Source organism: Streptomyces sp. GDS52 (assembly GCF_052246875.1).
GTDB lineage: Bacteria > Actinomycetota > Actinomycetes > Streptomycetales > Streptomycetaceae > Streptomyces > Streptomyces cathayae.
In genome coordinates this window covers 4,799,818-4,821,115 of the sequence record NZ_CM125966.1, presented here as the reverse complement: position 1 = coordinate 4,821,115, position 21,298 = coordinate 4,799,818, and the positions used below count along the sequence as shown (strand labels likewise).

At 73.8% G+C, this 21,298-nt stretch carries 17 protein-coding genes; 11 read left to right on the top strand and 6 right to left on the bottom strand.

Annotated features, from left to right (window positions below; genetic code table 11):
• Positions 1 to 259: 259 nt before the first annotated feature.
• A complete protein-coding gene (locus tag ACTWJ9_RS21995; RefSeq protein WP_279335969.1) occupies positions 260 to 505 on the top strand; it encodes a chaplin in 246 nt (81 codons plus the stop codon).
• 184 nt (positions 506 to 689) lie between these two features.
• Here the strand turns inward: ACTWJ9_RS21995 and ACTWJ9_RS21990 are convergent, their stop codons facing one another.
• Both ACTWJ9_RS21990 and ACTWJ9_RS21985 read right to left on the bottom strand, forming a co-directional pair.
• Positions 690 to 962, bottom strand: a complete 273-nt coding sequence (locus tag ACTWJ9_RS21990; protein WP_279335968.1) for a hypothetical protein — start codon at positions 960 to 962, stop codon at positions 690 to 692.
• A 114-nt stretch (positions 963 to 1,076) separates the two neighbouring features.
• Positions 1,077 to 1,985 carry a hypothetical protein gene (locus tag ACTWJ9_RS21985; RefSeq protein WP_443294663.1) on the bottom strand — a complete coding sequence of 303 codons (909 nt, stop codon included), beginning with the start codon at positions 1,983 to 1,985 and terminating at the stop codon, positions 1,077 to 1,079.
• A gap of 359 nt (positions 1,986 to 2,344) precedes the next feature.
• Between ACTWJ9_RS21985 and ACTWJ9_RS21980 the strand changes: the two genes are divergently transcribed.
• From ACTWJ9_RS21980 to ACTWJ9_RS21945, 8 genes are all read left to right on the top strand, one after another.
• Positions 2,345 to 3,439, top strand: coding sequence for a DUF3344 domain-containing protein (locus ACTWJ9_RS21980; RefSeq protein WP_279335966.1), 1,095 nt, complete (start codon positions 2,345 to 2,347; stop codon positions 3,437 to 3,439).
• Positions 3,440 to 3,489: 50 nt separating this feature from the next.
• Positions 3,490 to 4,779: a glycosyltransferase gene (locus ACTWJ9_RS21975; RefSeq protein WP_279335965.1), complete on the top strand. Its 1,290-nt coding sequence runs from the start codon at positions 3,490 to 3,492 to the stop codon at positions 4,777 to 4,779.
• Complete coding sequence (locus ACTWJ9_RS21970) at positions 4,776 to 6,203, top strand: exopolysaccharide biosynthesis polyprenyl glycosylphosphotransferase (RefSeq protein WP_443294662.1); 1,428 nt, start codon at positions 4,776 to 4,778, stop codon at positions 6,201 to 6,203. The genes ACTWJ9_RS21975 and ACTWJ9_RS21970 overlap by 4 nt, the downstream gene beginning before the upstream one ends.
• A gap of 5 nt (positions 6,204 to 6,208) precedes the next feature.
• Entirely contained in the window at positions 6,209 to 7,552 is a 1,344-nt protein-coding gene (locus tag ACTWJ9_RS21965; RefSeq protein ID WP_279335963.1) for an O-antigen ligase family protein, read from the top strand.
• On the top strand, positions 7,549 to 9,246 hold the full coding sequence (murJ, locus tag ACTWJ9_RS21960) for a murein biosynthesis integral membrane protein MurJ (protein WP_279335962.1): 1,698 nt from the start codon (positions 7,549 to 7,551) through the stop codon (positions 9,244 to 9,246). Before ACTWJ9_RS21965 ends, murJ begins: the two co-directional genes overlap by 4 nt.
• A gap of 94 nt (positions 9,247 to 9,340) precedes the next feature.
• Positions 9,341 to 10,030, top strand: a complete 690-nt coding sequence (locus tag ACTWJ9_RS21955) for a polysaccharide deacetylase family protein (protein ID WP_279338050.1) — start codon at positions 9,341 to 9,343, stop codon at positions 10,028 to 10,030.
• A gap of 1 nt (position 10,031) precedes the next feature.
• Positions 10,032 to 11,201: a glycosyltransferase gene (locus ACTWJ9_RS21950; RefSeq protein ID WP_443294661.1), complete on the top strand. Its 1,170-nt coding sequence runs from the start codon at positions 10,032 to 10,034 to the stop codon at positions 11,199 to 11,201.
• Entirely contained in the window at positions 11,198 to 11,911 is a 714-nt protein-coding gene (locus ACTWJ9_RS21945; protein WP_387040353.1) for a lipopolysaccharide biosynthesis protein, read from the top strand. Before ACTWJ9_RS21950 ends, ACTWJ9_RS21945 begins: the two co-directional genes overlap by 4 nt.
• Before the next feature lie 32 nt (positions 11,912 to 11,943).
• On the opposite strand, the gene ACTWJ9_RS21940 is transcribed toward ACTWJ9_RS21945, so the two are convergent.
• Complete coding sequence (locus ACTWJ9_RS21940; RefSeq protein WP_387040351.1) at positions 11,944 to 13,209, bottom strand: glycoside hydrolase family 26 protein; 1,266 nt, start codon at positions 13,207 to 13,209, stop codon at positions 11,944 to 11,946.
• 236 nt (positions 13,210 to 13,445) lie between these two features.
• Here ACTWJ9_RS21940 and ACTWJ9_RS21935 point away from each other — a divergent pair, with 236 nt between their 5' ends.
• Together ACTWJ9_RS21935 and ACTWJ9_RS21930 are read left to right on the top strand one after the other, a co-directional pair.
• Entirely contained in the window at positions 13,446 to 14,699 is a 1,254-nt protein-coding gene (locus ACTWJ9_RS21935) for a carboxylate--amine ligase (protein WP_279335958.1), read from the top strand.
• 2 nt (positions 14,700 to 14,701) lie between these two features.
• Complete coding sequence (locus tag ACTWJ9_RS21930; RefSeq protein WP_387040364.1) at positions 14,702 to 15,967, top strand: NAD(P)-binding domain-containing protein; 1,266 nt, start codon at positions 14,702 to 14,704, stop codon at positions 15,965 to 15,967.
• Positions 15,968 to 16,068: 101 nt separating this feature from the next.
• On the opposite strand, the gene ACTWJ9_RS21925 is transcribed toward ACTWJ9_RS21930, so the two are convergent.
• The 3 genes from ACTWJ9_RS21925 to ACTWJ9_RS21915 all read right to left on the bottom strand — a co-directional run bounded on the left by ACTWJ9_RS21925 (position 16,069) and on the right by ACTWJ9_RS21915 (position 20,851).
• Positions 16,069 to 16,983 (bottom strand): chaplin family protein, encoded by a 915-nt coding sequence (locus tag ACTWJ9_RS21925; protein ID WP_279335957.1) that lies wholly within the window; start codon positions 16,981 to 16,983, stop codon positions 16,069 to 16,071.
• A 287-nt stretch (positions 16,984 to 17,270) separates the two neighbouring features.
• Entirely contained in the window at positions 17,271 to 18,188 is a 918-nt protein-coding gene (locus tag ACTWJ9_RS21920; protein ID WP_279335956.1) for an ABC transporter permease, read from the bottom strand.
• Positions 18,185 to 20,851 (bottom strand): alpha/beta fold hydrolase, encoded by a 2,667-nt coding sequence (locus ACTWJ9_RS21915; protein ID WP_443294660.1) that lies wholly within the window; start codon positions 20,849 to 20,851, stop codon positions 18,185 to 18,187. The genes ACTWJ9_RS21920 and ACTWJ9_RS21915 overlap by 4 nt, the downstream gene beginning before the upstream one ends.
• Between the last annotated feature and the right edge of the window lie 447 nt (positions 20,852 to 21,298).

Below are 21,298 nucleotides of genomic sequence, written 5' to 3'. Positions count from 1 at the left end.
CGTGAAGGTTCCTGTTGCGGTCGCCGTCCACCCGCTCCCGGCGGCCGAATCCAAGGGGCGGCCGCCCGCCTCGCGCACTCAACCGGCATGCCGGACCAGGCACTTCCGCAGGAGAACGCCCCACTCGTCCGGTGAAGTCCCTTTCCTAACGGGTGATCCCGGGACGATCTCCGTGACCAGGAGCGGGAGCGCCGCGTTGAGCGGGACGTGCGACCGCGTGTCATGCGGCCGCGTTTACAGATCAGTTAAGGAGAACGTGATGTCTCGTATCGCGAAGGCTGCCACCGTCGCTCTCAGCACGTCCGCCGTGATGCTCGGCGGGGCCGGTATCGCCGCGGCGGACGCCGGCGCCCAGGGCTCGGCGGTCGGCTCGGCCGGCTTCCTGTCCGGCAATGCGGTCCAGGCCCCGGTCCACGTACCGGTCAACGCGTGCGGCAACACCGTCAACGTGATCGGGTTCCTCAACCCGGCCGCCGGCAACACCTGCATGAACAACAGCTACTAGAAGCAGAGCACTACGGACACGGCCGCTGACATCCGCCGTCGTGACCCGAGAGCCCCGGCGTCCCCGAGCGCCGGGGCTCTCGGCACACACCTCGAGAACCCGCGTCCCTCCGCGCACAAAGAAGGTGGACATACGAGAGTCGGCCCCCGGTGAAGACCGGGGGCCGACTCTCGTATGTCATGCCTCAGGCGTGGAGCCCCAGATCTCCGTGCACCGGCTTGGCCTCGTTCACCACGGCCGCGGCCTCGTGCGCCGTGCCGAACACCGAGCTGCTCTGCTCCGCGCTCTTCGACTCGTCGTGCAGCGGCATCATTTCGAAGGGGACCGCGGTGCGCGTGTTCAGGCCGGTGTCGAGGCCGGTGGACGCCAGGTCGATCTCCTGGGCGGACGCAGGCGCGGCCATGGCGGCGGCGATCAAGGACCCGGCAAGGACGGCGGCAGCCTTCAGGGACTTCATCGTGTTCCTTTCTTCGGCAACGCGGGTCGCCGGAGGGTTTCTGTCGCCGTGCCTAACGATCCCTGGCCGGACCGGAAACCGGGTGACCACGGATTGACGAGTTCTCATATGAGATCAATCGGCCGACAGCACCACCGCCGGCGCCGTCGAGGCGGTCGCGGGCAGCGTGACCACAGGCGATGCGGTGTCCGGGGCCGAGGACACGGGTGTCGACGGCGCGCCGCTCGACGACGTCACGCCGGAGGTCATCGCGCTGGAGGACGTCGTCTGCGTGCCCACCACCGACACCTGCGGGTCGTCGACGGACAGCTCGTCGATGAGCTTCTCCATCTCGACCAGCAGGTCGTCGAGCCATGAGAGCGTCGAATCGGCCGCGTCGTCGGTTGTGCCGTCGGTTGTGCCGTCGGTTGTGCCGTCGGCTGCGTCGTCGGTTGTGTCATCGGCCCCGTCCGCGATCTCGCCCAGGATCTCGTCCAGGATCTCGTCGAACTCTTCGGTGGTCGCACCGGCGGTCTCTTCGGTGGCCGCGTCGGTGGTTTCCTCCTTGGTCGCGTCAGCGGTTGCGGCGCTCATCGTGTCGTCCCCGGGGAGGAGCAGGTCCAGGAGGCGGTCGACGGCATCCCACAGGTTGTCCAGCGCGTCGCTCACGGGGTCGGGCTCGGCCGCGGGCAGCAGTACGCCCGGCGCGGGGGCCGAGGCGAACGGCATGGCCCTGGTGGCCTGTTGCTTCGCTTCGGCCTTCTTCAGCGCGTCCTTCGCGGTATCGCCCAGCATCCTCACCCCGGCCGCGGGCAGCCGGCCGTCGTCCGCCCGGGTCACGGCGGTCAGCAGGTCGGCGACCGGGGCGAGTTCGTCCCCACGCACGTCGGAGTTCCTGACCTGCACGAGCGGTGCGCCGGGCGAGGCCACCCGGCCGTGCTCGCCGGCCGGGTCGGCGGCCAGGGCGGCGGGGCCGGTGACCCCGACCAGGAGGACGGCGCACAGTGCACCGAACGCGATGCGCCGCGCAGGCAGAGCGCGCATGGGAGTTCCTTTCCGCGAAGCTCGGACCTTGAGCCCACCGTGAAAGCGCACCCCGCTTCCCGCAACCGGGCATGGGCCCTTCGGTGCCCCCTCTCACCCCGTTGCCCCGTCCTGCCTGATGAGCCCGCGGATCGGGCCGTCCGCACTCCGGGCCCCGCGGCGGACCGGCATCACGTGGTCGTCGCCCACCGAGAAGAGGCTTCACGTTTCCAACACACTTGTCTGCCTTAAACGAGTTTCGGGGATTTTGTCCGTTGGCTGGCTAGAGTTGCGAACCTCCGGACGTATTCACCTGGGCGGACGCACCGCACTCCTCGCGCTGCCTGTCACCGCCACCTCCCCGAAAGGCTTCGCCGGTCATGCGTCATTCCCTGGGCCAGTTGCTTCGTCATGCAACGGTGGGCGTCCTCACCCTGATCACGGCGTGGGTCCCCTACGGACCCTCAGTCGCCGCGCCGGCCGCGCCGCCCGCGCCGGAGGCGAGCAGCCTCGCGTTCGGGCAGCGGTACGGCGCACTCCAGCACGGCGGCATCGTGCGCGCGGCCAACTCCTCTGCCACCTGCCGCGCGAGCCACTCGGCGTGTGCGGACGTGCAGTCGGGCGCGCGTGGGGCGAACGGCGACTTCGACATGTTCTACGTCGACGTCGACCGCGACCCGAACACCTACAACTCCTCCCGCGCGGAGGTCCGGCTGCCCTCGGGCTCCCGGGTGTCGTACGCGCGCCTCTACTGGGGCGGCAACCTGCTCGTGGGCGAGCAGAAGCCGCCACAGGACAACGGGCGGGTCCTGATCGCCGAGCCCGGCGGGGAGTACAAGGAGCTCCTCGCCGACACGGTGGTCGGACACCGGGTGGCGAACGGTGCGGACGCCTTCCAGGCCTCGGCGGACGTGACACAGCTGGTGCGGGACAGCGGGCCGGGCCTGTACACCGTGGCGGAGGTCAACGTGGCCTCCGGCCGGTCGACGGCCGGCGCGTGGGGCGGCTGGACGCTGGTGGTGGCGTACGAGAACCCGGCGGAGCCGCTGCGGCACCTCTCGCTCTGGGACGGCTTCACACCGCTGGCGTCCACCGCCGGGGTGGAGATCGGGCTGAGCGGACTGGACCTTCCCGCGGACGCGGAGGGCGAGGTGGGGATGGTGGCGTACAACGGTGACCGCGGCACCACCGGTGACTCGCTCACCCTGACCACCGGCGCGCCCGCTTCCACCGCCGTCCTCGCCGACGCCGCCAACCCCGCCGACGACGTCCTGAACTCCACCATCAGCGGGCCCGCGCGAGCTGTTCCGGCACGGGTGCCGGCGCACGCCAACACCCTCGGCTACGACTCCGACGTGTTCACCCTCGGCAGGGGCCTGCTGCACGCAGGTGACCGGGCCACCCTCCGGCTCGGCTCCGAGCGCAACGCGGCGTGGGCCGGCGTGTTCTTCCTCGCCGCCGACGCCCGGCCGTGAACGCGCCGGCCACGGTCCCCGGCGCCTTCGCCGATGAGGAAACCGTGTACATGGAGCCGTCGCCCTCGGGCCGTCGGCCACGGGTGCTGCACCTCACCCAGCCGGTGGAGGGCGGGGTCGCGCGCGTCGTGACGGACCTGGTCCGCACCCAGCTGGCGGACGGCCTGGACGTCATCGCGGCCTGCCCCGACAGCACCCTCACCACCCAACTGCGGTTGCTCGGCGCGCAGGTACGGAACTGGAGGGCGACGCGCTCGCCGGGTCCGTCACTCGTGCGGGAGGTGCGGCACCTCGCGCGGCTCATCGACGAGGTGCGCCCCGATCTGGTGCACGCCCACAGCGCGAAGGCCGGGCTCGCCGGGCGGCTCGCGGTGCGCGGGCGGATTCCGACGGTCTTCCAGCCGCACGCCTGGTCGTTCGAGGCGGTGGGCGGGCAGACCGGCGCCCTCGCCCTCAAGTGGGAGCGCTGGGGAGCGCGTTGGGCCGCGCGGGTGGTGTGTGTGAGCGAGGCGGAACGGGCGACCGGGGCGCACGCCGGGATCGCCGGCCGGTGGACCGTCGTCCCCAACGGCATCGACCCCGAGCACTTCCACCCGGCCGGCACCGGCACCGTGCGGGCCGGGCTCGCCCCGCTCGCCGGGCTGGCACCGGCGGCGCCGCTCGCGGTCTGCGTGGGGCGGCTGTGCCGGCAGAAGGGGCAGGACGTCCTGCTGCGGGCCTGGGACGCCGTCGTGCGCAGGGTGCCGAACGCCCGGCTGGTCCTGGTCGGCGACGGCCCGGACCGCGACCGGCTGCGCGCGGCCGCCCCGCCGTCCGTGCTGTTCACAGGAGCCGTGCCCGACGCCTCACCCTGGTACCAGGCCGCCGATCTCGTCGTCCTGCCGTCCCGCTGGGAGGGCATGGCCCTGGCCCCGCTGGAGGCGATGGCCTGCGGGCGTCCCGTGGTGGTCACCGACGTCGACGGCGCCCGCGAGAGCCTGCCGCCCTCCTTCGCCGCCCGGTGTCTGGTCCCGCCGGAGAACCCGGCGGCGCTGGCCGAGGCCCTGTCCGAGCTGCTGCTCGACCCGCCGCTGCGCGAGTCCCTCGGCGACCGGGGCCGTCGGCACGTACTGACCCGCCACGACGTACGGCACACCGCCGAGCAGGTCGCGGACGTCTACCGCGACCTGCTCGGTGCGTGGCCCGCCAGGAAAAGAACGCGTCCCACCGAGGCCGTCGGGCGTGGCGAGGCCCGTGCCGCCGAGCCCGGACAGCCGCTCGGCGCGGGCTGCGGCGCCGGGGCGAACCGGACGACACAGCGCGTCGAGCCCACCAAGCACAGGGAGCCCCTCAGCTCGTGACTGCCGAACGTACCGTCTCCTCCCCCGGCGTGCCGCCGCGGGAGCACGGACCCGTAACCGTCTCCGTCGTGCCGCCGCGCGGCCCCGCCACCGGAGTGCGGTCCCCCGCCAGACGGCCACCGGCCCGGCCCCCCTCCCCGGTCCCGCTGTTCCTCGCGGACGGTGCCGCCGCCCTGCTGGGCACCCTGGCCCTCACCGGCGCCCAGCGTCACCCCTCGCTCGTCCTCCTGCTGGTCGCCGCGTCGCTGCTGCTGCGTCCGCGCGACGGCCGGCCGCCGGTGCCGGGGCTGCTGGACGAACTGCCCGCCGTGTGCGGCCGTATCACCGTGGCCTGGCTGGCGCCCGCCGCGCTGTGGGCGGCGTACCGGCCGGAGCACGCGCTGTCCGTCGGCACCGTGCTGGCCGGCCTCGCCGTGCAGACGGCGGCGGCCTGTGCGCTGCGCGCGGCCGTGCACGGACGGCGCCGCGCAGCGCTGCTGCGCCACCCGCGCGCCGCACTCGTCATCGGCCCGGCGGCGACCGCGCAGCGTGTGGCCGCCGCCGTACTGCGCCACCCGCGGTGCGGCGTACGGCCGGTGGGGGTGGTCGCCGAACAGCCGGACGACGCCGGGGGCGTCCCGGTGCTGCGGACCGGTGAGGAGGTCGAGCGTGCCGTCATCCAGAACGGGGTGCGGGCCGTGCTGGCCGTCCATCCCTCGGTCCGCGCCGAACAGGGACCGCTGCTGCGCACCCTGGCCGAGTCGGGCTGCGTGATCTGGGAGCTCGACGCCGACTCCCCCGCGTACACGGCGCGGCAGCGGCTGGCCGGGTTCGCCTGCCGGCGGCTGTGCCTGTCCCCGGTGCGCCGCGCCGGCGTGGGCAAACGGCTGCTCGACATCCTCGTGTCGGGGACGCTGCTGGTGCTGGTCGGCCCGATGCTGCTGACGTGTGCGGCGGTCCTGCGGATCAGCGACGGGCCGGGCGTGGTGTTCCGGCAGGAGCGCATCGGCCGGAACGGAAAGCCGTTCACCCTGCTGAAGTTCCGCACCTACCGCCCCGCCGACGAGCACGAGTCGGCGACCCGGTGGAGCGTGGCCGACGAGAACGAGATGCGCCGGTTCTGCCGGATGCTGCGGCGCACCTCGCTCGACGAACTGCTCCAGCTGTGGAACGTGCTCCGGGGCGACATGAGCCTGGTCGGACCGCGCCCCGAACGCCCCTACTTCGTCGCGCAGTTCTCGCACACCTACCAGGGTTACGCGGCCCGCCACCGCATGCGGACCGGGATCACCGGCCTCGCCCAGGTCCACGGGCTGCGCGGCGACACCTCCATCGAGGACCGCTCCCGGTTCGACAACGCCTACATCGACGACTGGTCGCTGTGGCAGGACGTCTGCATCCTGCTGCGCACCGCGGCGTCGCTGGTACGCCCGACGGGGAGCTGACCGACGTGAGCCTTGCTCTCGCACCCCTGCCGCGCCGGGCCGCCGCGTTCGCGCCGGTCCTGCCCCCGGTGGCGGTGCTCGCCCTGCTGGCCCTGCCCCTGACCTACGACGGGGCGGGGCCCGCCGACGTGGTCTCGGGGCTGCTGGTGGTGTACTGCGTGATCCGTCTGCTGCGCGAGCGGCGGCGCCCGCTGTCGCCCACCGCGGCGGTGGTGCTGGGCCTGCCGGTCGTGGGGCTCGCGCTGGCCGCCATGGGGGCGTCCTCGCCCGAGGCGGCGCTCACCGGCCTCGGGCGCTATCTGCAGGTCTTCGTGCTCGTCCCGGCGGCCGTGCTGACGCTGCTCCGCGGCCGCGCCGACTTCCGGGTGCTGGCCTGGTCGTTCGTGGGGCTCGCGCTGTGGCAGGGGGCCGTCGGCGTGCACCAGTACGCCACCGGGACCGGCGCCTCCTACCAGGGGGAGCCGATCCGCGCGGTCGGCACCTTCGGGGCCCAGGACGTGATGGGCATGGCGGCGGCGGTCGCCCTCGGTCTGGTGTGCGCGGTGGGGATCGCGCTGGGCCGGGGGCCGGTACGGCAGCGGGCGGCGGCCACCGGCTGCGCGCTCGCGCTGCTGCTGCCGCTGGCGCTCTCCTTCAGCCGGGGCGCCTGGATCGCGACCGCCCTGACCTGCGCCGTGCAGCTGGCGCTGGCCGGGCTGCGGCGGGCGCTGAGGACGGCCGCGGCCGTGGCCGCCGCGGGGGTGGTCCTGATGGGCGGGTTCGGCGTCGGCACAGCGCAGCTGACCGAGCGGATCGACAGCATCACGCAGGTCACCGCCGACCCCGACCAGTCCGTGGTGGACCGGTACGCCCTGTGGGCGTCCGCCGGCGACATGTGGCGCGAGCAGCCGCTGACCGGTGTCGGTCTGAAGGGCTTTCCCGAGCATCGCGACGGGCACGCCACCCTGGCGCTGTCCTCGGGCAGCGACATCGCGGGCGCGGGATCCGAGTACCACAAGCAGGCGCTGCTCTCGCCGCACAGCATGTACCTGCTGGTGCTGAGCGAGCAGGGCCTGATCGGGCTGCTCACCCTCGCCGGAGGCTGGCTGGCGCTGCTCGTGCTCGGGCTGCGCGGGCTGCTGCGGGTCCGCCGCCGCGGACCGGGAGCGGACTGCGGGCTCGTCGCCTGCGGGCTGCTGGTCTGGCTGCTGACCGACTTCGTGTACGGGGACATCGGCGGCCCCTCGACGGTGCTGACCGCCCTGGCCCTGGGGCTCGCCGCATGGTGGGCGCTGGGCGGCGGTGAGCGGGGGCACCTCGTACCGAGGGGCGGCCCGCGGGGGCGCCTCGAGGAGGCCGCGGCGCGATGACGGTGGTGCCTTCGCAGACCCCCGGACACGGAACCGACCGGGCCGCGACCGTCCCCGCGGCACGTGCCGCACCTCCGGTCGGGGACGGCCACGGCCCGTCCTCGCCCTCGGCCTCCCGCAAGTTCCTCGCCAGGGCCACGCTCGTCACGGCGGCGCTGTCCATCGGCGGTTCCCTGCTCGGCCTGGTGCGCGACCAGTCGCTGGCGCGGCTGTTCGGCGCCGGGAGCGACACGGACGCCTTCCTGGTGGCGTGGACCGTGCCGGAGATCTCCGCCACCCTGCTGATCGAGGACGGGCTGGCGATCGCGCTGATCCCGGCGTTCAGCATGGCGTTGGCCCGTCGCGCCCGGGGCGTGGCGGGCGATCCCGTCCGCGAGCTGGTCGCCGCCACCCTGCCACGGTTGAGCCTCGCCTTCGTCGCGGTCGCCGCGCTGGTCGCCGGGACGGCTCCCTTCCTGGTCGAGGTGCTGGCGCCCGGCCTGCCCGACCCCCGGCTCGCCGTCGACTGCACCCGGCTCACCGCGATCAGCCTGCTGGCCTTCGGGCTCGCCGGGTACTGCAGTGCCGCCCTGCGGGCCCACCGCCGGTTCTTCGCACCCGGGGCGATCTACATCGCGTACAACACGGGCATCGTCGCCACGATGTTCCTGCTCGGCGGCGAGTGGGGCGTGCGGGCCGCGGCGGCCGGGGTCGCGGTGGGCGGCTGTCTGATGGTGGCGGTGCAACTGCCGTCGCTGTGGCGGCAGCTGGCGTCGCGCGCGCCGGCTGCGGTCGGCGGGGCGCAGGGCGGCGGCGAGGAACGGCCGGTGCGGCTCGCCCTGATCGCCGCCGTCCTCCTGTTCGCCCTGTGCCGCCAGTCGCAGGTCCTGGTCGAACGCTTCCTCGCCTCCGCCCTGCCGGCCGGGGCCATCTCGCACCTGAACTACGCGCAGAAGGTCGCCCAGATCCCGATGACCCTGTCGCTGATGGTGTGCACGGTCACCTTCCCCGTGGTGGCGCGGGCGCTCGCCGACGGTGACACCGAACGGGCCCGCGACCGCGTGGAGCGGGATCTGGTGCTGTCGTCCTGTGTGGTGCTGCTGGGCATGTGCGCGGTGCTCGCCTGTGCCCCGCAGATGATCGAACTGCTCTTCCAGCGCGGCGCGTTCACCGCGAGCGACACCGCGGCGACCTCCGACGTCATGCGGGTGTACGCCCTCGGACTGCTGGGGCAGACCCTGGTGGGCACGCTGATCCGCTCGTACTTCTCGGCGGGCCGGCCCAGTTGGTACCCCCTCGCGGTGATGGGCGTGGGCATCGTCGCGACCTCGTTGATCGGCGCCGTCGCCGTGCGTCCCTGGGGGGTGGCGGGGATCGCCGCCGCCAACGCCGTCGGCATCACCGTCACGGCCGCCCTGCTGCTGGCCGGTCTGCGGACGTCCCGGCGCGGCGGCGCCGGCGGTGTCCGGCTCCGTGTCCGTCAGGTGCTGGCCGCGCTCGGCCGGCCGGTGCTCGCCTCGGTCGGCGCCACCGCCGCCGGTGCGTTCGCCGCGAGCCGGGCCGACTCCCCCCTGGCGGGCCTCGCGGCCGGCTCGCTCACCGTGACCGCCGTCTTCGTCGCGCTCTCCCTGGCCCTGCGCGTCCAGGGCTCCGCATCCGCGGTGCGCTCCGTACGCACCATCACCCGAAAGCTCACTCATGACCGTTTCCGTTGATTCCGTTGATTCCACCGGTTCTGCCGGGTCCGTTGATTCCGTCGGCACCGGCAGGCTTCCCGCCGCGCCCCCGGGCCCCGTCCCGTGGGTGGCGATGTACCACTCGGTGGGTGACTGCTCGGACGATCCGTACCGCATCACGGTCACGCCCGAACGGCTCGAGAGGCAGCTGGCCTGGCTGCGCCGGCGCGGGCTGCGCGGTGTGTCCGTGGCCGACCTGCTCGCCGCCCGTGCCCGGGGCGAGAGCCGGCGTCTGGTCGGGCTCACCTTCGACGACGGGTACACCGACTTCGTCACCGAGGCCCTTCCGCTGCTGCGCCGCTGGGACTGCGGCGCCACCCTGTTCGTGCTGCCCGGACGGCTCGGCGGCGACAACGCCTGGGACCCGCTCGGCCCGCGCAAGCCGCTGCTGACCGCGGACGGCATCCGGCACGCGGCGGCCGAGGGCGTGGAGATCGGCTCGCACGGGCTGACCCACGTCGACCTCACCCGGGCGGACCAGCCCACCCTCGAGGCCGAGGTCGCCGAGAGCCGCGCGCGGCTGGCGGAGCTGACGGGCACCCGGCCCGACGGCTTCTGCTACCCGTACGGCACCGTCGACGCCCGCGCCGTGCGGGCGGTGCGGAAAGCGGGGTACGCCTACGCCTGCGCCATCGACCCCGGCGCGCTGACCGGCCCGCACGCCCTGCCGCGCCTGCACATCGGCCAGAACGACACGGCCTGGCGCCTGCACCTGAAGCACCGTCTGCACCGGTGGCGCCGACGTCCGGTGAAGGGGCTGTGAGATGAGGGCTCTGCACATCATCACCGGTCTCGGGGTCGGCGGGGCCGAGCAGCAGCTGCGTCTGCTGCTGCGTCACCTGCCCGTGGGCTGCGACGTCGTGACGCTCACCAACCCGGGTGCCGTCGCCGAGGGGCTCACCGCCGACGGGGTCCGCGTCGTGCACCTGGGCATGGGCGGCAACCGTGACCTGACCGCGCTCCCCCGGCTGGTCCGGCTGATCCGCTCCGGCGGCTACGACCTGGTCCACACCCACCTGTACCGGGCCTGCGTCTACGGCCGGCTCGCCGCGCGGCTGGCCGGGGTCCGCGCGGTCGTCGCCACCGAACACTCCCTGGGTGACACGCAGATGGAGGGCCGCAGGCTGACGGCGGGGGTGCGCGCGCTGTACCTCGGCAGCGAGCGGCTCGGGTCGGCGACGGTCGCCGTCTCCCCGGCGGTGGCCGACCGGCTGCGGCGGTGGGGCGTGCCCGCTCCCCGTATCGAGGTCGTCCCGAACGGCATCGACCTGGACCGCTTCCGCTTCGACCCGGAGCGGCGCGCGCACACCCGCCGGCGCCTCGGTCTGCCGGAGGGCGCGTTCGTCGTCGGCGGCGTCGGCCGGCTCGCCCCGGGGAAGCGGTTCGACGTCCTCGTCCACGCCCTCGCCCGGCTCCCGGACGACCACTGGCTGCTGCTGGTGGGCGGCGGCCCCGAGGAGCACCTCCTGCGCCGCACGGCCGGCGAGGCCGGTGTGGCCGGCCGCGTCCTGTTCACCGGCGAACGTCCCTACGGCCCGGACGGCTCGCCGGGCCCCGACCTGCCCTCGCTCCTGTCGGCGATGGACCTGCTCGCCTCCCCGTCCTCGGAGGAGGCGTTCGGCCTGGCCGTCGTGGAGGCGCTGGCGTCGGGCCTGCCCGTGCTCTACACGTCCTGTCCGGCGATCGAGGACGCGGCGCCGTCGGCCGCCGGCGCCCGGCGGGTGCCCGGCGGCCCCGAGGAGTACGCGCGCGCGATCGCCGAGGTCCGCGCGGCGGGCCCCGGGCCACGCACGGTCCCCGAGGCCGCCCGGCACTACAGCATCACCCGCAGCACGGCCCGCCTCATGGACGTGTACGCGGCAGCCGTCTCCCGTTCCCCCTCGTCCCCCTCCTCACCTTCGTCCCCCTCACCTCTCGGAGCCAGCACGTCATGACCGACACTCCGGCCCGTCGGCACCGCCTGTCCCCGGACCGTCTCAGGAGGCTGCCGACCTGGTCCGCGCTCGTGGTCGGCGGCACTCTCGTCGGCGGCCTGACCGGCGGCATGTACGGCGTCCTCACCCCCACGACCTACACGGCCACCAGCTACGTCGTCGCCGTACCGACCGCGGGGTCCACCCCGGAGTCCGCCCGCGGTTTCGCGCAGGCGTACGGACGGGTGGCCACGCAGCTCGCGGTGCTCGGGGACGCCCAGGTGTGGGCGGGCGTCCCGCTGCGGACCCTGCGGGACAGCGTGAGCACGGCGACCTCACCGGACGCGCCGATGGTCGCCGTCTCGGCCACCTCGGCGCAGCCCGGCCTCGCCGTCGACATGGCCAACGCGGTCTCCCGCGCGCTGACCCGGCACGCGGAGCACACCAAAGGCAGCACCCAGGTCCGGCTCGTGCAGTTCTCGCGTGCGGTGAAGCCGGACGAGCCGACGTCCGCGTCGCCCGCGGTGACCACCCTGGTGGGGGCGAGCGCGGGCGGGCTGCTGGGCTCGCTGGCCCTGCTGTCCCGGCCCCGGCACAACGGCCGGACCACCGAGGTCTCCGCGACCATCACGACCGCTGAGGGCACCGCGACCGCCGAGACCGCTGATCACACCCCGGCCGCCGCGGTGCCCGGCCCGGCCACCGCCGCCGACGCGCGCGAACAGCGGTGACCACGGTGTACCCGGCCGGGTCGGCGGTGGCGCTACCCCAGGCGCGACCACCAGTCGAGGCGGAGGCAGAGCTTCCCGCCGAGCCACTGCTCCACCCGGTCGCCCAGGCCCAGCGGCGTGCAGCTCTTCGGCGGCTCCGGTGCGGTGGGCGGGAGTGCGGGCGTGGGCGGGAGCGTGGGTGTGGGCACGGGCACCGGGGTCGTCGTGCTGGTGCGGCCGAACAGCGTCGTCCGGTAGACGCGGGACGATTCCGGGTTGTCGCCGCACTGCCACACCCCGTGCGGGCAGTAGTCGGTCACCGTGTTGTACAGCGGCCGGTGCTCGTCCATCCACGCGAGCATGCGGCGCATGTACTCGGGATTGTCGCCGTTGCGGAAAAGCCCCCATTCGGGATAGGAAATGGGCTTGCCGTGGGCTTTCGCGAAATCCACGTGCTCCTGGAGCCCGTACGGCTCCTCCACCTGTTCGTCGAACGGCATTCCGGCCGGCTGGTCGTAGGAGTCCATGCCGACGATGTCGACCGCGTCGTCCCCGGGGTAGCACTGCGTCCAGGGAACGGAGTCCCGGCCGCGGCTCGGTGTGAAGTCGAACCGGAACTTCTGGCCCGGCACCGCCCGCATGGTGGTGACGATCCTGTTCCAGTACTTCTTCCAGGCCTCCGGATCCGGCCCGCACCGATGGGTGTACGTGACGCCGTTCATCTCCCAGCCGAGCACGAGGATCGTGTCCGGCACCTTCAGCCGGACCAGCCGCTCGGCCAGGGCACGGAAGTGGTGGTCGAACTCTCCGGCCGCGCCCCGCCGCAGCAGCTGCCGGACCTCCTCGTCGGAGACGCCCTCCTCGTTGCGCTCCTGCAGGGGCACGTTGAGGACGAGCATCCGGTCGTCCTTCTTGTTGCGCCACTGCGCCCACGCCTCGAGGAAGCCGACGTCGCCCTCGATGTCGCTCCAGTGGTTGCCGGGCAGATAGGTGTGGCCGACGCGGAGCTCGGCACCGCCCAGCCAGCGGCTGAACTGCTCCATACGGGCCACACCACGGGCGTCGGACGCGAGGAAGGCGCCGAAGGGCGGGAACGCCCCTCGCGGTACCGGACGGGACGGCACCTCGACCGGGGGCACCTCGACCGGAGGCACCGTGACGGACGCCGCCGGACCCGGTGCCGGAGGGCGGGAGTCGTCGCCCGCCACCTCCACCCCCGTGCCCGCCATGAGGCCGGATGCCAGGGCGGCCGACACCGCGACCGCCACCGCGCCCACGACCTGCCCGCGAACCCGGACACGCTCGTGTTGTGGGGCCATACCGGCTCCTCTCTTCGCTTCTCGTCCGACCTTCAGCTTCTGGACTCTTTATTGACGAACAGTCATACGAAAGTCAGTCACAGGACATCCCGTGACGCCACTGACATGCGGCTTCCGAGTGCCGCGCTCCCCCGTGCGGGTGAGTCGATCGAAAAGAAACCCTAAACCCCAAATAACCCTGAATAGCCCTGAAGAGTCCCGCAGAGCCCCGCAGGAATCGAAAGAAGGAGGAATTCGTGCCGCTGCTCGACACCCGTGTCCCCGCCGTCATTCTGCGGATCGACCGGAATCCCTTCCACCACGGAACGCTCGGAGCCGTGCGTTCGCTCGGCAGGGCGGGAGTGGAGGTGCATGTCGTCGCCGACGAGTCCGCAAGTCCCGTCCGCCGCTCACGTTATGTCCGGCGGCTGTATCCACCGCCGGCGCCCGGCGCGTCCACGGACGACGTCCTCGCCGTGCTGCGCCGCGTGGCCGACCGGATCGCACGACCCGCCGTCCTGGTCCCGATGGACGACGCGAGCGCCATCGCCGCCGGGCGCCTGCGGGACGCCCTGGCACCCTCCTACCTGCTGCCCGAGATGCCCGGCACGCTGCCCGAACGCGTCGCCGACAAGGCGCAGCTGGCCGCCGTGTGCGCGTCCGCGGACGTTCCGCACCCGGTCACGCTCGTCCCGGACAGCCCGCAGCGGGCCATCGAGGACGCCCGGCGGCTCGGGCTGCCCCTGGTGGCGAAGTGGAGCCGGCCCTGGCTGCTGCCGGCCGGCAGCGGGCTGCGCAGCACCCGGCTGGTGCGGTCCGCGGAGCAGGCCCGGGAGCTGTATCTGCGCACCGACGAGGCGGGCAGCCCGCTCCTGCTGCAGGCCTACCTGCCGCCGGGGCCGGACCGGGACTGGTTCTTCCACGGCTACGCCGACCACGCGGGCGCCGTGCGCACGGGCGGGCCGGGCCGCAAGCAGCTGTCCTGGCCACGCGGCGCGGGACTGACGGCGGTGGGCCGCTGGACGCCCAACGCCCAGGTGCAGGCCCTGGCCGAGCGGCTCACCGGCGAACTGGGCTACCGCGGCGTCTTCGACCTCGACTTCCGCCGCTGCCACACGACGGGCCGCTACCACCTGCTCGACTTCAACCCGCGCCCCGGCGCCCAGTTCCGGCTCTTCGAGGACAGCGCCGGAGTGGACGTCGTACGCGCCCTCCACCTGGACCTGACGGGACGTCGCCCACCGGTCGGCGAGCCGGTGGCCGGGCGGACGTTCGTGGTGGAGAACTACGCGCCGCTCGCCGCGCTGCGCACGGCGCCCAGCACACGCGAACTGGCCTGGTACGCCCGGGACGACCGCGGACCCGGCCGGGCGATGTGGGGCCTGTGGGCCCGTCATGTGTCCGGCCGGCTGCGCGAGCGGCTGGGCCCCGCTGCGGCGACACCGGCAGCACCCCTGATCCCCCGGGCGGCCTCGCCCTCCCCGACCGACAACGAGAAAGCGAGCAGTTGATGATGTACGACCTTCTGGTGGTGGGCGCCGGACCGTACGGTCTGTCGATCGCGTCCCACGCCGCGGCCGCCGGGCTGCGCCTGCGCGTGTTCGGCCGGCCCATGGCGTCCTGGCGGGACAACATGCCCGGCGGCATGTTCCTGAAGTCGGAGCCGTGGGCGTCCAACCTCTCCGATCCGGACGGGGAGTGGACCCTGGCCGCTTACTGCGCGGAGCAGGGACTGACGGCACGTCACGCGGAGCCGATCCCGGTGACGGCGTTCGCGGAGTACGGCCTGTGGTTCGCCCGCCATGCCGTTCCGGAGGTCGACGAGCGCATGGTGGCCCGGGTGGCGGTCGGCCCCGCCGGCTTCACGGTGGTCACCGACGACGGGGAGGCGCTGCACGCGCGGACGGTGGCGCTGGCGGTCGGTGTGATGCCGTTCATCGAGGTGCCGCAGGCCCTGCGCGGACTGCACCCCTCCCTGGTGACGCACAGCAGTCACCACAGCGACCTCGCCCCCTTCCGCGACAAGGACGTCACGGTGCTCGGCGGCGGTCAGGCCGCCCTGGAGACCGCGGCCCTGCTCGCCGAACAGGGCACCCGCGTACGGGTGCTGGCGCGGGCGGACCGGGTGCGGTGGAACGACGTGCCGCCGGCCTGGGAACGCCCCTGGTGGCAGTCGGTCCGCTCCCCGCACAGCGGTCTCGGCCCCGGCTGGCGGAACTGGTTCTATTCCGAGCGCCCCGGCCTCTTCCGACGGCTGCCGCAGCAGACCCGGTCGCGCATCGCGGCCACGGCGCTGGGTCCGGCGGGCGCCTGGTGGGTGCGGGACCGGGTGGAGCGCGCGGTGGAACTGCTGCCGGGCCACGAGGTCACGGAGGCCTGCGCGGTGCCGGGTGGCGTACGGCTGGACCTGGTGAACCACACGGGTGAGACCCGCTCCCTCGGCACCGAACACGTCATCGCCGCCACGGGGTTCCGGGTGCACCGCGACCGGCTCGGCATGCTCTCCGCCGAGCTGCGCGGCACGCTGGCGGCCCTGCCCGACGGGTCCCCGGCGATCGGACTGGGCTTCGAGTCCTCCCACCCCGGCCTGTTCTTCGCGGGTCTGACCACGGCGTCCGGCTTCGGCCCGTCCATGCGCTTCGTCCAGGGCGCGACGTACACCGCGGCGGCACTCGTCCAGGGGGTGCGCCGCCGGCTCAGGTCCACCCCCGCGCGGGGAAGGGTCCCGGTCCCCTCGTCCGTCGGCCGGACCGACTCGCCGGCACCGGTGAGCCTCTGACGGGAAACCCTCCCCGTACTGCACTGAGCCCCCGGACCGGAGCTCCGGAAAGCCCCGCGGTGCCGGGCCGACGGGGCCCGGCACCCGGGAACCGCTCTCCGCTATCCGCGCAGGGCGGCGCGGCTGCGGCGGTACAGCAGCGCCCCGCCCACGAGCAGGGTGGCACCGGCGGCCGAGGCCGCCAGCATGCCCTCACTGCCGGTCTCGGCCAGGTGCGGCGGCGCACCGGGCTCCTCCACGTCCTGCGGCGGCGTGTCCACGACCTGCGCGGGGGGCGGGGTGTCCGTACTCGTGGGCGGCGTCGAAGGCGTCTCGGTCTCCGTCTCGGTCTCGGGCACCTGGCTCTGCTCGGTGCGGCAGTCGTTGTCGGACGCCTCGTTGAACAGCCCGACCAGGTTGACGTTGTTGCCGCACACGTTCAGCGGGAGGCCGAGGGGCACCTGGATGAGGTTCCCGGACGCCACACCGGGAGAGTCCGTGGCGACCCCCTCCGCCTGCGCGCCACCGCCGCCGCTGCCGCCGTGCGAGGTGGTGCGGCAGTCGTTGTCGGACGCCTCGTTGAACGCGCCGATCACGTCGACGTTGTTGCCGCACACGTTCACCGGCGCGTGCACCGGCGCCTGGACGAGGTTTCCGGACGCCACACCCGGGGAGCCCTTGGCGACCCCCTCCGCGTGCGCGCCACCGCCGTGGCCGTCGTACGAGCGTTCGGCGGAGGACAGGCTCCCGGACTTGTCCTCAGCCTTGGTCGCGGACGTGGGCTCGGACGCGTGCGAGGTGTTGGCGCACAGGTTGTCGGACGCCTCATTGAACGCGGAGACCACACCGACGGTGTTGCCGCACACGTTCACCGGTACCTCCACCGGCGCCTGGACGCTGTTCCCGGACAGCGCACCGGGAGAGTCCGTGGCGGCTCCCTCCGCGTGCGCGTCGGCGAAGGCGGGGGCGCCGTACAGAGAGAGAATGCCCGTGGCGGCGGCCGCCGCGAACACTCCCTTGCTCAGGGTCTGTCGCAATGTCGTTCGTCTTCCTGCTCGAAGAAGTGGGAAAGCCGGCGGCCTCGGCACGAAGAATCGACGCGCGAGGCCGGCCACGGCGGAGCCGGGGGCCGGTACCTGGACACCACGGCATGCTCACCGTCGGGGACGCCTGCGGAAGATGCCGGTGTACCGCGGACGGAGCAGCACAGCGCTTTCCTTTCTCGTGGCGTCGCAAGCCCTTCTGCTTCATCAACCCGACGCACGGGAATCGGTTGCGCAGATTCACCCGCTTGGCCCACTCGGCCCACTTCGGGCATGCGCGGCTACGACACCACGTCCTTGCGGGCGAAACCGCGGAAGGCCAGCGCGAACAGCACCAACGCGTACGTCACGGAGACCGCGGTGCCCTGGATCATGCCGGACCACTCCGGGTCCGGCTGGACGGCGTCCGCCCAGGCGAACTGCCAGTGCGCGGGCAGGAAGTTCCGCCAGTCGCCGAGGGCGGTCACCGCGTCGAGGACGTTGCCGACGATGGTCAGTCCGACGGCTCCGCCGACCGCGCCCAGCGGGGCGTCGGTGCGCGTCGACAGCCAGAACGCGAGCCCGGCGGTGACCAGCTGGGACACGAAGATGTACGCCACGACCACCACGAGCCGCTGCGCCGCCGTCGCGGGGTCCAGCGAGCCGCCGGTGGGGATCCGCAGCGGGCCCCAGCCGTAGGCGGCGGTGCCGACGGCGAGCGCGACGACCGGCAGCAGCACCATCGCGGCGAGGCTGAGCCCCAGCCCGACGACGAGCTTGGACCACAGCAGCCGCATGCGCGGCACCGGCGCGGCGAGCAGATAGCGCAGCGAGGACCAGCCGGCCTCCGAGGCGACCGTGTCCCCGCAGAACAGGGCGACCGGGATGACCAGCAGGAAGCCCGCCGAGACGAACAGGTTCACGGCGGCGAAGTTGGCGCCGGAGGCGGTGGCCGTGTCCATCAGGGTGATCCGGCCCTCCCGGCCCTCCGGCTCACCTCCGATGGCGAAGGCGACGGCCAGGACGAACGGCAGGGCGGCGAGGATCGCGCCCATGACGAGCGTGCGGCGGCGCTTCAGCTGCCGGACCAGTTCGACCCGCAGCGGCAGGGTGCGGCCCGCGCGGTAGCCGTCGGCCACCTCCACGGGCCCGGCCGGCGCTCCGGGTCCGGTGGGCCCGGCCGGTTCCGTGGGCCCGTTCCGCTCGGTGAGCGTGCTCATGCGGAACCTCCGATCAGCGTGAGGAAGGCGTCTTCGAGGCGGCGGTGCGGGCCCACCGACTCCACCGGCACGTCCAGCCGGACCAGTTCGGCGACCAGTCGGGCGGCGGTGCCGTCGGCGTCGAGGCGGACCAGCAGCCCGTCGTCGGCGCGGACCGCCGAGGCGACGCCCGGCAGGGCGGCCACCTTCTCGGCGAGCGGCTCGTCCACGGGGGACGCGGTGCCCACGAGCAGGGTGTCGCCGGAGCCGACGATCTCCCGCACCGGACCGGCTTGGACCAGCCTGCCGCGGTCCATGACGACGAGGTGGGTGCAGGACTGCTCCACCTCCGACAGCAGATGGCTGGAGACGATCACCGTGCGGCCGGCGGCCGCGTACCGGATCATCACCTCGCGCATCTCGCGGATCTGCGGCGGGTCCAGTCCGTTGGTCGGCTCGTCCAGGATGAGCAGGTCGGGCAGGCCGAGCATGGCCTGGGCGATGGCCAGGCGCTGGCGCATGCCCTGGGAGTAGGTGCGCACCGCGCGGGCGAGGGCGTCGCCGAGGCCCGCGATCTCCAGGGCCTCGTCCAGGTGGGCGTCCTCGGCCGGGCGCCCGGTGGCCTGCCAGTACAGCTCCAGGTTCTCCCGGCCGGACAGGTGCGGCAGGAAGCCCGCGCCCTCGACGAAGGCGCCGACCCGGGAGAGCACCGGGGCACCGGGGCGGATCGCGTGACCGAAGACGCGGATCTCGCCGCCGTCGGGGGTGATCAGGCCCATCAGCATGCGCAGGGTGGTGGTCTTGCCCGCGCCGTTCGGCCCGAGCAGGCCGAGGACCTGGCCCTTCTCCACCCGGAAGGACAGGTTCCGCACGGCGTACCGGTCGGTGGAGCGGGCGTAGCGCTTGCTCAGGTCCGTGATCTGCAGGGGCACGTCCGCGAGTGCGGGATCGGGGGGCGCGGCGGCCGTGCGGCGGCGGCCGGTGAGCACCAGGACGAGGGCGGTCACGGCTCCGGCGAGCGGCAGCCACCACACCCACGCGGGCAGCGGGGCCGCCGCGGTGGTCACCCCGGGCGCGGTGGGGACGGTGAGGTCGCCCTTGAGGGAGACGGTGTACGTCGCCGGGGCGGCCGGTGAGGCGTAGCCGAGGTCGGTGGAGGCGAGGACCAGGCGCAGGCGGTGGCCCTGGCGGACCTCGTGGTCGACGGCCGGGAAGGTGACGGTCACGTCCTTGCCCGCCTTGGCGTCCTCGACGCGGACCGGGGTGACCAGCTGGGAGGGCAGCACCTGCTGTCGTCCGTCCGGGCCGACGTCGTACACCTTTCCGAAGAGGACGGCGTCGTCACTGGTCGACCTCACGTGCACGGTGGCCGTCGGCGATCCGGTGATCCGCAGGTCGCCGGTGACCGGGGCCGACTCGAAGCGGGCGTGCTGGCCGGGGAAGTCCAGGGAGACGCCGACGCCGAGCGAGGACAGCTGGGAGAGGCCGCCGGTACCGCCGAGGCCGGGCAGGGCGGAGACGGCGGGCGGGCTGGCGCCGGCCGGATTGGCGAAGCTCTGCTCGCGTCCGGTGAGCGGGACGTCCTTGCCGCCGCCGGTCAGGCCCGGGTAGCGGTCCGCGCTCGCGCCGCTCAGCACGGCCCGCCCGTCGGTGGAGTCGACGCCGCCGGTGCGGGTGACGCGGAAGGCGGGGCCGGTGTCGGCCCCCTTGTCCTCCTTCAGGTACCGGTCGAACCAGGCCCGGGTCCGGTCGCGGACGCGGTCCGCCTCCGGTTCACCGCCGTCGTGCCCGCCGGCGATCCAGTCGACGTCGACCGGGGCGCCGTTGGCGCGGATCGCCTTCGCGGCGGCGTCGGCGTGGCCGAGCGGGAACAGGGAGTCGTTCTGCCCCTGCATCAGCAGCGTCGGTACGTCGATGCGGTCGGCGACGGCGGACGGGGACCGCTCTTCGAGCAGCTTGACGGCCTCGGCGTCCGGGGTGCCGGACTCGGCGACCCGCTCGTACATCCGGCACAGCGCGGGTTCGAACTTCTCGCAGCCGCCGCCGGAGTTGACGAAGATGCCCGCCCACAGCTTCTTGAACACGCCGTTCGGGAACAGCGCCTCGGCGAGGTCGAAGTAGGTGATCGCGGGGGCGAGGGCGTCCACCCGGTCGTCGTGCCCGGCGGTGAGCAGCGCGATGGCCCCGCCGTAGGAGGCACCGGCCATGCCGAGGCGCGGGTCGCCCTCCTCGTCCAGCTGCACCTCGGGCTGCTCGGCCAGCCAGTCGATGAGCCGGGAGACGTCGGCGACCTCGCCCTTCGGGTCGTTCAGCCCGATCTTCCCGGTGGACTTACCGAAGCTGCGCGCGGACCAGGTCAGCACCGCGTACCCCTCGCGCGCGAGCTCCTCGGCCTGCTGCCGTACGTCGTCCTTGCTGCCGCCGAAGCCGTGCCCGAGCAGCACGGCGGGGCGGCGGCCGGCCGGGCCGGCGGTGAAGTACGAGGTGTCGATGCGCACCCCGTCGGCCGTACTCGCGATCCGGTCGGTCCGGCTGACCGCGGGCGCCGCGTCCTCGGCGGCGACGGCGGTCCACGTACCGGCCCCGGCGAGCACGACGACGGCACCCACGGCGGCCAGCGCCCGCCGCGACCGCCGCCAACGGGGCCACCGCGCTCCGGGCCGGCCGGGCATTCGAAGATCCATGCGTCAACCGTACGGGTCTCCCCCTCCATACGGTGCCGACCGCAGACCGAACCGGGCGCCCTCCCAGCGGCGTACGGAACCGCCGCCGTGTACCGCGTCCGCAGTACGCGGCGGGACGCGCGCTCCGGCCGAAGGTTCGCTCAGCCGCCGAACGCCACCCGCCGGCGCGGCGCCGGGCCCTCCGGCAGCCCGGCCGCGCATTCGAACATGGGAGCGGGTCGTTGGGCAGATCCTCCACACGCGCCGGGCCCCGCCCCACCAGGAGACCGCGGCCCTCGAGCCGCCGGAGCGTACGCCACGCAGCCCTATGCGCCGACTGCGCGGTGACGTCAAGGTGCGTGTCGAGCATTCGTACCCACACCATGCTGTCGTGTCCGGTGGTCCAACCGTCGGCGGTCGCCCTGCTGCACACGCCCACCACCATGAAACCCGACCGTCACCTATCCA

Bases quoted from the DNA above. Each gene is read 5' to 3' on its own strand.
- ACTWJ9_RS21920 (WP_279335956.1), bottom strand. From the start codon at position 18,188: ATGAGCACGCTCACCGAGCGGAACGGGCCCACGGAACCGGCCGGGCCC.
- ACTWJ9_RS21995 (WP_279335969.1), top strand. From the start codon at position 260: ATGTCTCGTATCGCGAAGGCTGCCACCGTCGCTCTCAGCACGTCCGCC.
- ACTWJ9_RS21980 (WP_279335966.1), top strand. From the start codon at position 2,345: ATGCGTCATTCCCTGGGCCAGTTGCTTCGTCATGCAACGGTGGGCGTC.
- murJ (WP_279335962.1), top strand. From the start codon at position 7,549: ATGACGGTGGTGCCTTCGCAGACCCCCGGACACGGAACCGACCGGGCC.
- ACTWJ9_RS21955 (WP_279338050.1), top strand. From the start codon at position 9,341: ATGTACCACTCGGTGGGTGACTGCTCGGACGATCCGTACCGCATCACG.
- ACTWJ9_RS21945 (WP_387040353.1), top strand. From the start codon at position 11,198: ATGACCGACACTCCGGCCCGTCGGCACCGCCTGTCCCCGGACCGTCTC.
- ACTWJ9_RS21950 (WP_443294661.1), top strand. From the start codon at position 10,032: ATGAGGGCTCTGCACATCATCACCGGTCTCGGGGTCGGCGGGGCCGAG.
- ACTWJ9_RS21940 (WP_387040351.1), bottom strand. From the start codon at position 13,209: ATGGCCCCACAACACGAGCGTGTCCGGGTTCGCGGGCAGGTCGTGGGC.
- ACTWJ9_RS21990 (WP_279335968.1), bottom strand. From the start codon at position 962: ATGAAGTCCCTGAAGGCTGCCGCCGTCCTTGCCGGGTCCTTGATCGCC.
- ACTWJ9_RS21975 (WP_279335965.1), top strand. From the start codon at position 3,490: ATGGAGCCGTCGCCCTCGGGCCGTCGGCCACGGGTGCTGCACCTCACC.
- ACTWJ9_RS21930 (WP_387040364.1), top strand. From the start codon at position 14,702: ATGTACGACCTTCTGGTGGTGGGCGCCGGACCGTACGGTCTGTCGATC.
- ACTWJ9_RS21985 (WP_443294663.1), bottom strand. From the start codon at position 1,985: ATGCGCGCTCTGCCTGCGCGGCGCATCGCGTTCGGTGCACTGTGCGCC.
- ACTWJ9_RS21915 (WP_443294660.1), bottom strand. From the start codon at position 20,851: ATGGATCTTCGAATGCCCGGCCGGCCCGGAGCGCGGTGGCCCCGTTGG.